Source organism: Mycobacterium neglectum, from assembly GCF_002591975.1.
In the GTDB taxonomy this organism is placed as follows: domain Bacteria; phylum Actinomycetota; class Actinomycetes; order Mycobacteriales; family Mycobacteriaceae; genus Mycobacterium; species Mycobacterium neglectum.
The window spans coordinates 1-13,294 of the sequence record NZ_NVQE01000012.1; the positions used below are offsets into that span (position 1 = coordinate 1).

Here is a 13,294-nt window from a genome sequence, read left to right on the forward strand (position 1 = left end):
CAGCTCGTCGACGCCCTGCGCCGACACGCTCACCCCGACACCGGCGCCGACACCAAATCTGTCGGTGCCGCCGCCTAGAGTTCATCGTGGATCGTCACCCAAATTCCACGCGACTCGGGACATGCTCCATTCGGTTTCGACCTGGTTTAGTCGAACTTTCGAATGAACGAATGCTCACCATTGACCGTGTTGAGCGTTGGCCCAACAATCGAAACGCAAGCAGAAGCTTTGCGTCCCAGAGTTCTTGGCATTGCCGACGCTACCGACCGCCGGGCCAGGCATCTACTTGTCCCTCCGTCATGTCCACAACACCTGATCGAAGTTGAGATGCCTGTGAAGCTCAAGAGACAAATTCCCTCACGAGTTAAGGCGCAAGACCTCCCGATCGACGATTGCGCTTCGGGCGATGACAAAATAGTTGGCGCCGCCGGAACCACCCAACACACAACATTCTGCCGAATCTGTGAGCCGTTATGCGGATTAATTGTCTCCGTCACCGACCGTCAAGTCACAGACATCAAAGGAGATAAGGACAATCCAGTCTCTAGAGGATTCGTGTGTCCGAAGGGTGTGTCGATGCAGCACATCCAGCACGACCCAGATCGAGTGACGACACCCCTACGCCGGGTCGGCGGACCCGGCGAATTCGAAGAGTGTTCGTGGGATGAGGCGATGCGTGACATCGCATCTCGTACCAAGCGAATCATCAAGACCTACGGCCCGTCAAGCATCGGAGGTTACTTGGGTAATCCCGGCGGAATGCACAGTGGTCACATGTACTGGTTCGCGGGATTTCTCGACGCTCTTGGCTCTCCGCATGCTTACTCAGCCGGGTCACAGGACACGAATACTCGCCTGGCTGCGAGTGCTTACCTCTATGGCACGCCGTTGTTAGTCCCGTTCCCCGACGCCAAGCGAACAGATTTCATGTTGATGTTCGGAGCGAATCCACTTTTGTCCAAAGGGTCGCTGTGGACGGCGGGCCGTGTCCGTGAACAGCTGTCCGACGTTGTCCGGCGCGGCGGCCGAGTTGTAGTGGTCGACCCGCGACGCACTGAGACCGCAAAAGCCTTTGAGCATTTACCAATTCGCGCTGACACTGACGGGTGGCTCCTGGCAGCACTTCTGGGCGAGGTGTTCCGTCAAGGATGGGAGGACGGGCAATCGATTGAGGCATTGACTACAGGATCGGACCGACTCCGTGAAATGTGCGTGCCAGTATCGGCCGAGGTGGCTGCTGAGCATACCGGTGTCCCTGCCGACGACATTCGGCGTTTGGCAAGGGATTTCGCGATGGCGCCCAGTGCAGTCGTCTACACACGTACGGGTGTATGCACCGGTACGTTCGGAACTCTCGTCAATTTCTTCGCAGATGCCCTTAACGTCATCACTGGAAACTTGGATCACCCCGGCGGCTCGTGCTTTGGCGATCCTCCAGTCAGTATCGTCGAACTAGGTGAGCGTTTCGGAATGGTTGACGCTTCTGGCCAGGCGACGCGCGTAGGCGGGTTGCCTCGTATCGCCAACTTTTCACCATCGGTCGTCATGCCGCACGAAATCACTACACCCGGCGAGGGCCAGCTGCGGGCCCTCATCGTCGGAGCGGGAAACGTTGCGTTGTCCACACCGGGGGCGGGCGACGTCGAAGAGTCGTTACGTTCCCTTGATTTGTTGGTTTGCCTGGATCTATACATCACCGAGACATCGAAGTACGCCGACTACATACTGCCCGGCACAACGTTTCTCGAGCGCGCCGACATGCCAGTATCAAACTTGCAATGGGCCGCGACTCCGTTTGTCCAGGCCACACAGCGCGTAGTAGAACCGCCGGGACAATGCCGAGAGGAATACCTGTTCTACCAAGACCTCACCCGCCGCATCGGATTGAGGGACGGTCCGTTCACGCTGTCGTGGCTCCGATGGCTTGCCTTGATGACGTTGATACGCCCAACCCCGATGCAAGTGGTTGATCTATTGGTTCGGATAAGTCCTCAAGGTGACTTGTTTGGATTACGGCGCAACGGATTAAACATGAAGAAGATCCTTGCCCACCCCCACGGTCTAGTCCTCGGCGATGCGATCCGCACCGGAATCGCCCACGACAAGATCGGCCACCCGGACCGCAAGGTCCACCTCGGCCACGAAGAAATGGAATCAGAGATGCGTCGCCTTCTCCAGAGTCCGCCACTCAATCCTCGCTATCCAATAAAGATTATCGGTCGGCGCGAGCTTCGGTCCCACAACTCCTGGATGCACAATGTCCCTAACAACCACACGATGTCACCGCTGCTAATCAACCCGGGGGACGCCGAAGCGCGCGGCCTCGCGAACGCGGACCGCGCTCGGGTGTTTTCGGAGGATGGCGAGGTGGTAGTCGAGGTCGAGGTCACAGACGATGTCGTGGCCGGCACAGTTGTGCTGCCGCACGGTTGGGGCCACGCCGGAGGTGGCTGGTCGCATGCAAATGCCAAGCCCGGCGTGAACTACAACGTGTTGACCTCAACCAGGATAGAGACGGCCGAGAGAATATCGGGCATGTCGCATCTGAACGGCGTGGCTGTGCAAGTCGAGCGCGTCCGGCCGACTCGTGCCTCGAATTCCACTGCAGAAGAACGCGCATGAGTATTCGACAGTCCGTAGCAAACGGGTGAGTCAGTCAAGCTTGGTGTCACAACGAGAAGCTCGGCATTGTCGTGAATTGACGCGAAAGAGACCGAGATGAGGCAGGGCGACGTGGTCAACCTGGCTTGGGACCTGGCAGACGCGCTGGCGCCCGCACTTCCTCGAAGTCGACGTGTCGCCATTTTTGCTGCCCTTGGCGCCGGTGCAGTGAGCGATGTTCTCACTTCGCTCCTACACGAGTGTGATCCTGCGCCGGGTCTTCTCGCCCCTTCCCTTGCGGCACGCGTTCTCGATTGGATCGACGGCTACGCAGACCCGCGCGATCGGCACAAGCTTCGAACGCTGTTGAAACGCACTACCGGCCTTCCGGTGATGCCACAGGTCCGACCGCCGGTACGATTGGTCGCGCCTCGACAGCTGCGTCATCGGGCAGTGACAAACACAGATCAACGGAGTACCTCGATCCCGCCGCACCGAACCCCGTAGCGTTGACGCCCGTCCTAGGTTGGGCTTGCCGTCGTTCTAATTCCATTGCCGCGGCAGGCCCGGAAGCGTAGTAGTCGGAGAGGGTGGCACGCCCGTACAACCATCGAGTATTCGGGGCGGTGCACGTGCAGAAGCTCGACCACGTCGCCGCGCACCGACTCGGCGGGTTCTTCGCGCTGACACTGCTGGGCCTGCGCTGCGAGGAGGTCGGCGGGCTGCGTTGGTCGGACATTGAGCTTGAACCCGGAGCGCTGCGGATCCGGCAGGCGCGCGTCGATGTCAACGGACGCGACACCATCGTCAAGACTGACCGCAGTGCGCGGGACCTGCCGGTGCCAGCGCGCACACTGGCCATGCTCAAGCAGGGCCGCGCCATCTAAGTGGAGCTAAGGGGATTCGAACCCCTGACCCCCACACTGCCAGTGTGGTGCGCTACCAACTGCGCCATAGCCCCTTGTTGTGCTCATCGAAGTTACACCACCTGCGGTAGGCCATCAAAATCGCAGGTCAGGGCACTTCGCCGGCCGCCTCCGGCCCTAGCGGACGCGCCGGTGTGTGCCCAGCTGGCGGCTGGTCGTAAGTCTCGGGCGCGAATATCCAACCGATCGCCGCAATGAAGAGGACCGCGCCGCTGACGGCGAAGGCCCAACCGAACGACGCGTGCTGGGCGATCATGCCGACGATCAGCGACCCGCCGATCGACCCCACGTCGACCATCATCTGGAAGACGGCCACCGGAGCCCCGCCCCGGGACTGATTCCCGACGATGTCGGCCACAGCGGCCTGCTGCGGTGAGATAAAGATGCCCGTCGCCGCACCCGACACGTACGCGGTCACCAAGAAGATCACGAGTGACGATGTCACCCCGAGCAGGCTCGTCGACACAGCCGCGGCCATCAGTCCAACGATGAGCAGCTTGCGCCGTCCGATGCGGTCGGACAGATAGCCGCTGGGGATGACCACCGAGACATTGCCGATGGCGAACGTCGCAAGCGCCAGGCCGGCCACGCCGGTGCTACGGCCGAGCACGTCGACGATGAAGAGCGGCACGAGCGCGATCCGCAGCCCGAACGCCGCCCATCCAGTCGCGAAATTGGACAACAACGCGGCAAGGTAGGCGCGGTGCCGCAATACCTCGCGCAGCGAGACGGGAGGCCCGGCGGCTTCATCTGACGGAGCCACCGTGCTGCCCCGCAGGCTGAAGAACACCACACCAGCGGCGACGAGCAGCGCGGCCCCATAAATCGCGAACGGTGCGGCCAGACCCAGCCCGGCCGTGACGCTACCGAGAACTGGCCCACCGACCGATCCGATCAGAAATCCCGACGAGAACAGTCCGGCAACGCGACCGCGGGCGTCCGGTGGCGAAATCCTGATCATCAGCGCGAGCGATGACACCGAGAACATTGCCGACCCGAGCCCGCCCAGGGACCGGAACAGCAGCAGCTGCCAATAGGTCTGCGCGAAGGCGCACACGGCGGTGGACACCGCGACGATCAGCAGGCCGTTGATGTAGACCCGGCGCTCCCCCAATCGCTGCACCAGCCAGCCCGCCGGCGGCGCGGCGACCAGCCGCATTACCGCGAATGCCGTGATGACGAACGTGGCCGCGCTGATGCTGACGCCGAAGTGGCGGGCATATTCGGGCAACACCGGAGAGACGACGCCGTATCCGAAGGCGACCACGACATTGGCCGAGACCAGCAGCCAGACCTCACGCGGAAGCTTTGGCCTACCACCCTGGCCAGAACTGTCTGTCGAACAGTCCCTCTCCGCGTCAGAGCTCACGCGATGACTTTATTCACCACTTCCTTGGCCTCTTCCTGCACCTGCCCAAGATGCTCCGGTCCGCGGAATGACTCGGCGTAGATCTTGTACACATCCTCGGTGCCCGACGGGCGCGCCGCGAACCACGCATTCTCCGTCGTCACCTTCAGGCCGCCCAGCGATGCGCCGTTGCCAGGTGCGCTGGTCAGCTTGGCCGTGATCGCCTCGCCAGCCAACTCGGTGGCGCTCACCTGGTCAGCAGACAGTTTGGCGAGCCGGGCCTTCTGCTCACGATTGGCAGGCGCGTCGATACGCGCATACGTTGGCGCACCGTACTTTTCGGCGATCGCGTCGTATCGCTGCGACGGAGTCGAACCTGTCTTCGCCAAGATCTCCGACGCCAACAGCGCCAGGATGATGCCGTCCTTGTCCGTGGTCCACACCGAGCCGTCATGTCGCAGGAATGACGCCCCGGCGCTTTCCTCGCCGCCGAAACCGATGGTGCCGCTGAGCAATCCGTCGACGAACCATTTGAAGCCCACCGGCACCTCGACCAGTTTGCGTCCCAACCCGGCAACCACCCGGTCGATGATCGACGAACTGACCGCGGTCTTGCCGACCGCTGTGGACGCGGGCCAGTCTGGCCGGTTGGAGTAGAGGTACTCGATCGCGACGGCCAGGTAGTGGTTCGGATTCAGCAGTCCGCCATCGGGTGTCACAATGCCGTGTCTGTCGGAGTCGGCGTCGTTTCCGGTAGCGATCTGGTAACTATCCCGGTTGGCGATCAACGACGCCATCGCGTTGGGCGAACTGCAATCCATCCGGATCTTGCCGTCGGTGTCCAGCGTCATGAACCGCCACGTCGCGTCGACGTAAGGATTGACCACGGTCAAGTTCAGATTGTGTCGCTCGGCGATCGCGCCCCAGTAGTCGACGCTCGCGCCGCCTAGCGGATCGGCTCCGATGCGGATCCCCTCGGCGCTGATCGCGTGCAGGTCGACGACGTTGGGCAGGTCGTCGATGTAGGCATTGAGGTAGTCGTGCCGCTCCGCGTGTTCGGCCGCGCGTGCCAACGGCACACGTTTCACGCCCTCGAGTTTGTTCCGCAGCAGTTCGTTGGCCCGTTTAGCGATCGCCCCGGTGGCATCGGTATCGGCAGGCCCGCCATTTGGCGGGTTGTACTTGAACCCACCGTCGCGCGGCGGGTTGTGCGAGGGCGTGACCACGATCCCGTCGGCCAGATCGCGGTTGCGGCCGCGGTTGAACGCCAGGATGGCGTGGCTGACCGCTGGCGTCGGCGTGTAGCCGTCCGTGGAATCGATCATCGCCACTACATCATTGGCAGCGAGCACTTCGAGCGCCGACTCCCATGCCGGTTCCGAGAGCGCATGGGTATCACGGCCGATGAACAGCGGGCCAGTGGTGCCCTGCGCGTGCCGATACTCGACGATGGCCTGGGTCGTGGCATGGATGTGCGCCTCGTTGAATGCCGCGTCGAGGCTGGAGCCCCGATGGCCCGAGGTGCCGAACGCCACCTGTTGATCGACGTTGTCGGGATCGGGTTCCACGGTGTAATAGGCCGTGACCACGTGCGCCACATCGATGAGGTCTTCGGGTTGTGCCGGTTGACCGGCGCGGGGATTGGCCATGGAGTCGATTCTGCTCCGGTTCCGCGCGACGCACCGACGTGACGCCAAAGAATTCAGGTCGACGGCAACAGTTCGTCGCACCGACTACTTGAGAAGTGGCGCCTGCTGATCGGTCAGTTCGACCGACCAGATTCCGGAGTCGTACCGCAGCACTTGGTAGGAGCCCGTGGGCACGGACACCGCCGGGAGGCTCGGAGCGACGCGCGCGAGCAGTGGCCGGATAACCGCGTCGTGGGTCACGACGACCACTGCCTTATGCCGCGACTGCGCCCACGCGCCCCACTCGTCGAGCGCCGGCCCAGACCGGGACAACACGGCCTCCGTCGGCTCGACTCCAGGAGCTGCGTCGACACTGCCCCACTGGGCGATGACCTCTGATTTCACCGCACCCGTCCATTGCCCGTAGTCGCGATCGTTGAAGCGATCGTCAATCTGGTGCGTGACTCCCACATGACGCGCGATGGCTGCTGCTGTGTGGACTGCGCGCCGAAGGGGACTCGACACCACGACATCGGCACCGACTCCCGCGAGCGCGACCGCGACCGCGCCCGCTTGGCCCGCACCGATTTCGTTCAGTTCAGGATCGGCGAGACCGCGGAGCCGCCCATCGGCGTTAAGGGATGTCTCTCCATGACGGACGAGATAAACGTGCTGCGCCATCTCTGACTCCGTTATTCGGGCGCAGCGTCGGGAACGAGGAGCACGGCTCTGCCGTGTTTGCGCGTCACCTGATACGCGACCGACTGTCCGGCGAAAGTCTCGATGAACGAGTGCATGCCGCCCCGGGGTGCACCCAGCACGATCATCACCGCATTGACCTCCTCGGCCAGGTCGGCGAGGACGTCGGGTGGACGTCCGTGCATGGGGTGGTACGTCCAGTTCGCGTCGAGTTCATTCAGCATGCCCCGTGCCTGAACGGCGTGGGATTCGAGGGTGGCGCGCAACTGCTGCTCATAGTCCCATGCGTCCGGATCGACGGGCAGATCAGCGAAGTCGGCGATATGCGCGACATGCAGATGTGCATCCAAGCGTCGAGCAAGGCCGATCGCATAACGCAACGCTGCGACGCTCGCGGGTTGGCCGTCCCAGCCGACCACCAACTCCGCGGAGGACCGCGTGGACGGTTCGTCAGTGTTGTCCATCTCGGGCTACCCCCTTCCGTAAACGACCATCAGAGCGCCCACACCAGGGCGAGTCCAGCCGCGCAGGCGGCGACCGACATCACCAAGGAGACGACCGCGTTGAGCAACGCCAGCGTTCGCCGGCCCTGTTGAACGAGCCGCACGGTTTCGAAGCTGGCGGTGCTGAAAGTCGTGTAGCCGCCGCAGAATCCGGTACCCAGCACGGTCTGCCAGGCGCTGGACTGGCCTCCGAAGATCACGACCCCGGCAAGAACGCCGATGAGTAGCGACCCCGTGACGTTGATGACGACGGTGGCCAACGGAAACGGTGACCGCCACCGCTGTTTTGTCCATGCGTCGAGCAGGAACCGAGTGACCGCACCCGAGGCTCCCGCGAGGAAGGTCAGAATCGGAATCATGCGCGTGCCCTCCGGCGGTGCACGCTCGCCGTGACCACGATGCCGAGCCAGGCGGTGAGCACGCCGCCCAGCACGCTGAACACGCCGTAACTGACGGCGGTTCCGAGATGGCCGTTTCGGCCCAACAGCACGATCTCCAAGGCGAAGGCGCTGTAGGTGGTGAAAGCCCCACAGAACCCGGTCCCGGCACACAGGCGGGCGCGGCGGCGCCATCCTGAGTCCTCACCGAGCCGCGCGAGTCCCTCCAGCAAGCCGCCAAGCACGAATGCGCCGGCGAGGTTGATCATGAAGGTCGCCCACGGCCACGATGCGCCGTCGTGCGGCAGGGCCTTCTCGATGTAATAGCGCAGCGCCGTCCCAGCGATACCTCCGGCGAAGATCCAGGCCATGGCCGATGGGCGCAAGTGCAGTGGCCGTAAGGGTTTGGCCGGAGCGTCGGGATCGGTGAGCAACTCGGCATGCGGGTCGGCAGCACCCGTTGAGCGTCCCGCGCCGGCATCGTCATCCTGATCGTCGGCTTCCGGCTGATCGGCGGTCATGTGGCATCCCTACCCATCGCTACGACGGTAGGAACTATCAGCCAGTCGGCGGTTCGAGCGAGAGGCTCGGGCGAGATCCATCACCACTGCGGTGACTGTACCGCTCTAGCAGCGCGTATCGCGAGATCGATGTCACAAGCACCACCCTGGTCGACAGGTAAGGCTAGCCTCACTTCGGATTCCCGTGTACCGTCGCACGCCGTGACCTCGTCTAATCCTGAAGCGGTGAGCGCGGCTCTCACCGAGATCCTGAGCGAAGACATGAATGTCGATATTCGCCGGGTCACCAGAGAATCCAGACTGATCGACGACGTCGGACTCGACTCGGTGGCGTTCGCGGTCGGCATGGTGGCCATCGAGGACAAACTCGGCGTCGCGCTGTCCGAAGAGGACCTGCTCAGCTGCGATACCGTCGGCGACCTCGAAGCGGCCATCCTCGCTAAGGTGCCCGCGGGCCAGCCGAACTCGTGACCGTGCTGGCTGCGGCGCTGTCGGCGGCGATGCGGGGCGCCCCAACCAAGCTTGCGGTGCTCGATCCCGACAACGATAGGTGGGTCCGCCACCCCTGGCAGGAGGTCCACGCGCGGTCGGAGAACGTCGCCGACCGCATCGTCGACGACGGATCGACGGCCGTCGGCCTCGTCGGCGAGCCGACCGTGGAATTCCTCGCCGCCATTCCGGGCACGTTCTTCGCGGGGGCAGCGCTGTCGATCCTGCCCGGGCCCATCCGTCGTGCTGATCCGCGGCAATGGTCTCAGACGACCCTTGACCGGTTCCGCAGCATCGGAGTGACAACGGTCTTCAGTAACGGCACAGAGTTGGAACTGTTGCGTGAGAACGCCAACGGGATCGTCGTCCACGATCTCGGCGACGTCGCCCACGCCCATCGTTCAACCACTTTCGAAGGACCGCTGACCGCGGAGGTCGCGATCCTGCAAGGTACCGCGGGGTCGACGGGAACTCCACGCACAGCACAGATTTCACCGGCAGCCGAATTGGCCAATCTCCGCGGACTGATCGCACGCGTCAACATCGATGAAAAAAGTCGCCTACAAAGCTGGTTGCCGATCTACCACGACATGGGCTTGGCCGTCATGCTGGTATCCACGCTGGCCCAGGCAGACCTTTGGCAAGCGCCCACAAAGGCCTTCGCCGGCAACCCGTTCGGCTGGTTGAACTGGCTCCATGAGAGCGAGGCGACGATGACCGCGGCGCCCAATATGGCGTTCAACATCATCGGCAAATACGCCAGCGGCCTGTCGGGTCTCAATCTGAGCAACCTCGGCTACACGCTCAACGGCGGAGAACCCGTCGACTGCGACGGGTATGCCCGCTTCTCCGCTGAGATGGCCCGGTTCGGCTTCAACCCGAACTCACTTTCCCCATCCTACGGACTGGCCGAATCCACCTGTGCTGTAACGATTCCCGAACCATTCAACGGTCTTCGAATTGACGAGGTCGCCGTCACGACTGACGCTGGTGAGTCCACTCGGCGTTTCGCGGTTCTCGGCCATCCGATCGACGGGATGGAGCTCAGGGTGAACACCGAGCAGCCTCACGCCACCGAGGTGACCGGTCGCGAGGTCGGCGAAATCGAGATCCGCGGCACGTCACTGATGAACGGCTACGTCGGCGAAGCGCCGATCAATCCCCAGGAGTGGCTGCCCACTGGAGATCTCGGGTACATCACCGACGAAGGACTCGTCGTCTGTGGCCGCGCAAAGGAACTCATCACCGTCGCGGGGCGCAACGTGTTCCCCAACGAGATCGAACGGATCGCCAGCCAGATCGACGGCGTGCGGGACGGTTGCGTAGTGGCGATCGGTACGGGTGAGGCAACCGCACGGCCCCGGCTCATCATCACCGCGGAGTTCAAGGGTGATGACGAACTCGCGGCGCGCAGTGCCGTCGTGGCACGGGTGGCATCGGAATGCGGCGTGGTGCCCGCCGATGTCGTGTTCGTGAAACCTGGTGCGCTACCCCGGACGTCATCGGGCAAGCTGCGCCGGTTGGAGGTCAAGCGCAACCTGGAGGGGGCCAGCCGATGACGGAATCGGCAGACGCTCCTCCGGCGGAGGACTACAGCGACCTGCTCGACCGGGTCTTCGATGACCGAGTCACGAAGTGGACGGCTGAGGCCGAAGAAACCGAACGCTTCCCCCGAAAGCTCATCGAATACCTGGGTGAGTCAGGCGTTTTCGCCGCCAAATGGCCGGCAGGCCAGCAGAACTCCGATGTCGCCAAGGTCATCGCGTTGGCTCGCAAGCTCGGTGTGTTGGGATCGGCGGGCGTCGGCGTCGGTGTGGGTTTGCATGACTCGGCGATCGCGATCCTGCGCCGCTTCGGCAAGTCGGACTATCTGCGCAACATCGCCGAGCAGGCCATCCGCGGCGAGGCGGTGTTGTGCATCGGCGCCTCCGAGCAGTCGGGCGGATCCGACCTGCAGATCGTCGGCACCGAGGTTCGCTCCGTGCGGGACGGCTTCGAGGTCAAGGGCATCAAGAAGTTCGTCTCGCTGTCCCCCGTCGCCGACTACGTCATGGCGGTGGCGCGCAACGTCGACCATGACCCGAACAGCAAGCACGGCAGCGTGGTCGTCATCGCCGTCCCACTGACGCAGTGCGAGATTCAGCCGCAGTACCGAAAAGTCGGCGCCGGACCGTTGGACACCGCTGCCGTGCACATCGACACCTGGGTGCCCGCCGACGCGCTGGTCGCCCGCGCGGGCATCGGCCTGGCCGCGATCTCCTGGGGACTGGCGCAGGAGCGGATGTCGGTGGCCGGCCTCGTGTCGACGTCGGCTCAGCGGGTCATCGGGATCACGCTGGCGCGCATGATGACTCGCCGCCAGTTCGGCCATACGTTGTACGAGCATCAGGCACTGCGGTTGCGCATCGCCGACCTGCAGGCCCGCGTCGACATGTTGCGCTACGCACTCGACGGTATCGCCGCGACGGGCAAGCTGGACCTCCGCGCCGCCGCGGCCATGAAGGTCAACGCGGCGCGCCTCGGCGAAGAGGTGCTCAACGAGTGCATGCACATCTTCGGCGGCTCGGGCTACCTCGTGGATGAGACGCCGCTGGGCAGGTGGTGGCGGGATATGAAGCTGGCGCGCGTCGGCGGCGGCACCGACGAGGTGCTGTGGGAGTTGGTCGCGGCGGCGATGAAGCCGGACTACGACGGCTACGCCGAGTTCAACCAGCTCCCCTAGGGCTCACGCGCGCAGCTCCACCGCGAACAGACGCAAATGTCCAGCTTTACCGGCGTGTCGGGTACATAAGCGTTCCCCAGCTTCGCGTGGGCCCAGCTCGCGCCGAAAGCAGGTGACCTACTTCTTGGCGAGGTTGACCAGGAACTCGATCGTGCCCGTGGGCTCGACAGTCACGAACCCTGCGAAATCTGGTGGCGTGACGTTGAAGTCAGTCCAGGTGACCGGGACAGAACCGGCGGCAACGATGGTGTCGCCGGAGCGTTGAACGTCGACCTTCGCGGTCACGTCGCGTGAGGCGCCCTTGACCGTCAAGCTCACGGGGACATCCAGCGTCACCGATGCGCCGCTGTCCGGCACGGATGCGACGTCGACCGGCTGGGTGACGCGCACCTCGGCGGTCGGGAACTTGGCGGTGTCGAGAATGTCCTCGCCGCGAAACTGGTTGTCGCGTGAGCTCTCCGGGGAGGTGATCGATGCCACGTCGACGGTGAACGTCGCCGACTCCAGCTTCGACGCAGCCACCACCGCCTCGCCAGTGACATTCGGTGTCCGGCCGTTGACGGTCAGCGGTGAGCCACGCAGGATCTCGTCAACGCGATAACCCGCCTGTGTGCGCGCGGCGGCGTCGTCCGGTCCCGGCACCACGGTCCACGTCCCATTGACATCTGTGGTCGCCGCCGCCGTCTGGCCGGGCAGCGTCAGCTCGGCGTCGGCTTCACCGGCGATGAACTCGCGATAGATCCACGGTCCGGCCGTGAACCCGACAATGGCGAGCACAACCACGACGCCGAGCACCCACAGCACAGCCTTCTTCATGGCACGGAACGCTAGCCGATGTCGGGTGCGTCCGACGGCGAACGGGGCAGCGCGTACAACGCCATTCGCCGATTGGACATGTCGTGCTCACCGAGGAAAACAGCACCGGCGTATTCGCAGACGGCCCGCGCTCCGCTGTTTCGGTGGTCCGGGTCGAACATGATGCGACGGCAACGAGGTTCGAGCTCGAAGATGTTGGCAACCAAGCGAGGCAACATGATCGGCGCGATTCCGCGGTTGACGAACCGCATCTCCGCGATTGCTGCGTGCAGACCGATGTCGTACGGATCTGCGTCATAACACGGAGCAATCGAGTCTTTCGCCGCTCGGTACAGCTCGACATAGACGAACGGCTGGCCGCGGAAACTACCGATGAACGGCCGGGAGTATTCGCCGTCGAGTTGGGCTTGCAGGTAACGCTGCCAGCGCTCCGGCGGCCAGGCGTACTCCCATGACTCCACCAGGTGCCGGCGGTTCATCCACTCCGACACCATCTCCGCGTCGGTTGCAGCATCGACGAGGCGGACGCCATAGGGTTCGCCCAGGGTAGGCGTCGGCGGCGCGCCCACCGCGCGGACCTCGTCGGATATCGATGTCAGCTCGCGGGGCAAGACGGGTGATGGGGCCCGGTCAATCTCGGTCATCGACCGCCGAGCCTACCGGA

The 13,294-nt window shown here is 63.8% G+C and carries 13 protein-coding genes, 1 tRNA gene and 1 riboswitch; of the genes, 5 read left to right on the top strand and 9 right to left on the bottom strand.

Annotated features, from left to right (window positions below; genetic code table 11):
* The first annotated feature begins 333 nt into the window (after positions 1-333).
* Together CSQ99_RS11695 and CSQ99_RS11705 are read left to right on the top strand one after the other, a co-directional pair.
* A complete protein-coding gene (locus CSQ99_RS11695; protein WP_176560984.1) occupies positions 334-2,622 on the top strand; it encodes a molybdopterin-dependent oxidoreductase in 2,289 nt (762 codons plus the stop codon).
* A 569-nt stretch (positions 2,623-3,191) separates the two neighbouring features.
* On the top strand, positions 3,192-3,488 hold the full coding sequence (locus tag CSQ99_RS11705; protein ID WP_245908867.1) for a site-specific integrase: 297 nt from the start codon (positions 3,192-3,194) through the stop codon (positions 3,486-3,488).
* 1 nt (position 3,489) lies between these two features.
* Here CSQ99_RS11705 and CSQ99_RS11710 read toward each other — a convergent pair.
* From CSQ99_RS11710 to crcB (CSQ99_RS11740), 7 genes are all read right to left on the bottom strand, one after another.
* Positions 3,490-3,562: transfer RNA gene (locus CSQ99_RS11710), tRNA-Ala, on the bottom strand.
* Between the two features lie 53 nt (positions 3,563-3,615).
* A complete protein-coding gene (locus tag CSQ99_RS11715) occupies positions 3,616-4,896 on the bottom strand; it encodes an MFS transporter (RefSeq protein WP_099039220.1) in 1,281 nt (426 codons plus the stop codon).
* Complete coding sequence (gene pgm / locus CSQ99_RS11720) at positions 4,893-6,524, bottom strand: phosphoglucomutase (alpha-D-glucose-1,6-bisphosphate-dependent) (RefSeq protein WP_099039221.1); 1,632 nt, start codon at positions 6,522-6,524, stop codon at positions 4,893-4,895. Before pgm ends, CSQ99_RS11715 begins: the two co-directional genes overlap by 4 nt.
* Before the next feature lie 84 nt (positions 6,525-6,608).
* Positions 6,609-7,184 carry a histidine phosphatase family protein gene (locus tag CSQ99_RS11725; RefSeq protein WP_099039222.1) on the bottom strand — a complete coding sequence of 192 codons (576 nt, stop codon included), beginning with the start codon at positions 7,182-7,184 and terminating at the stop codon, positions 6,609-6,611.
* Positions 7,185-7,195: 11 nt separating this feature from the next.
* Positions 7,196-7,666: a universal stress protein gene (locus tag CSQ99_RS11730; protein ID WP_099039223.1), complete on the bottom strand. Its 471-nt coding sequence runs from the start codon at positions 7,664-7,666 to the stop codon at positions 7,196-7,198.
* Positions 7,667-7,695: 29 nt separating this feature from the next.
* Entirely contained in the window at positions 7,696-8,064 is a 369-nt protein-coding gene (gene crcB, locus CSQ99_RS11735) for a fluoride efflux transporter CrcB (RefSeq protein WP_099039224.1), read from the bottom strand.
* Positions 8,061-8,603, bottom strand: a complete 543-nt coding sequence (crcB, locus tag CSQ99_RS11740; RefSeq protein WP_099039225.1) for a fluoride efflux transporter CrcB — start codon at positions 8,601-8,603, stop codon at positions 8,061-8,063. The genes crcB (CSQ99_RS11735) and crcB (CSQ99_RS11740) overlap by 4 nt, the downstream gene beginning before the upstream one ends.
* A gap of 21 nt (positions 8,604-8,624) precedes the next feature.
* Positions 8,625-8,697: riboswitch (Fluoride riboswitch) on the bottom strand.
* Between the two features lie 107 nt (positions 8,698-8,804).
* Here crcB (CSQ99_RS11740) and CSQ99_RS11745 point away from each other — a divergent pair.
* The 3 genes from CSQ99_RS11745 to mbtN are packed head-to-tail and all read left to right on the top strand — an operon-like array spanning position 8,805 to position 11,814.
* Positions 8,805-9,074 carry an acyl carrier protein gene (locus tag CSQ99_RS11745; protein ID WP_099039226.1) on the top strand — a complete coding sequence of 90 codons (270 nt, stop codon included), beginning with the start codon at positions 8,805-8,807 and terminating at the stop codon, positions 9,072-9,074.
* Between the two features lie 5 nt (positions 9,075-9,079).
* Positions 9,080-10,651, top strand: a complete 1,572-nt coding sequence (mbtM, locus tag CSQ99_RS11750) for a long-chain-fatty acid--ACP ligase MbtM (protein WP_176560990.1) — start codon at positions 9,080-9,082, stop codon at positions 10,649-10,651.
* Positions 10,648-11,814 carry a mycobactin biosynthesis acyl-ACP dehydrogenase MbtN gene (gene mbtN / locus CSQ99_RS11755; protein ID WP_099039228.1) on the top strand — a complete coding sequence of 389 codons (1,167 nt, stop codon included), beginning with the start codon at positions 10,648-10,650 and terminating at the stop codon, positions 11,812-11,814. Before mbtM ends, mbtN begins: the two co-directional genes overlap by 4 nt.
* Before the next feature lie 117 nt (positions 11,815-11,931).
* Here the strand turns inward: mbtN and CSQ99_RS11760 are convergent, their stop codons facing one another.
* Together CSQ99_RS11760 and CSQ99_RS11765 are read right to left on the bottom strand one after the other, a co-directional pair.
* Entirely contained in the window at positions 11,932-12,630 is a 699-nt protein-coding gene (locus tag CSQ99_RS11760; protein WP_099039229.1) for a YceI family protein, read from the bottom strand.
* Positions 12,631-12,641: 11 nt separating this feature from the next.
* The gene (locus tag CSQ99_RS11765) at positions 12,642-13,274 is read right to left on the bottom strand and encodes a GNAT family N-acetyltransferase (RefSeq protein WP_099039230.1); all 633 of its coding nucleotides are present in this window, start codon (positions 13,272-13,274) and stop codon (positions 12,642-12,644) included.
* Positions 13,275-13,294 lie beyond the last annotated feature (20 nt).

Bases quoted from the DNA above. Each gene is read 5' to 3' on its own strand.
- pgm (WP_099039221.1), bottom strand. From the start codon at position 6,524: ATGGCCAATCCCCGCGCCGGTCAACCGGCACAACCCGAAGACCTCATC.
- CSQ99_RS11725 (WP_099039222.1), bottom strand. From the start codon at position 7,184: ATGGCGCAGCACGTTTATCTCGTCCGTCATGGAGAGACATCCCTTAAC.
- CSQ99_RS11730 (WP_099039223.1), bottom strand. From the start codon at position 7,666: ATGGACAACACTGACGAACCGTCCACGCGGTCCTCCGCGGAGTTGGTG.
- crcB (WP_099039224.1), bottom strand. From the start codon at position 8,064: ATGATTCCGATTCTGACCTTCCTCGCGGGAGCCTCGGGTGCGGTCACT.
- crcB (WP_099039225.1), bottom strand. From the start codon at position 8,603: ATGACCGCCGATCAGCCGGAAGCCGACGATCAGGATGACGATGCCGGC.
- mbtN (WP_099039228.1), top strand. From the start codon at position 10,648: ATGACGGAATCGGCAGACGCTCCTCCGGCGGAGGACTACAGCGACCTG.
- CSQ99_RS11760 (WP_099039229.1), bottom strand. From the start codon at position 12,630: ATGAAGAAGGCTGTGCTGTGGGTGCTCGGCGTCGTGGTTGTGCTCGCC.
- CSQ99_RS11765 (WP_099039230.1), bottom strand. From the start codon at position 13,274: ATGACCGAGATTGACCGGGCCCCATCACCCGTCTTGCCCCGCGAGCTG.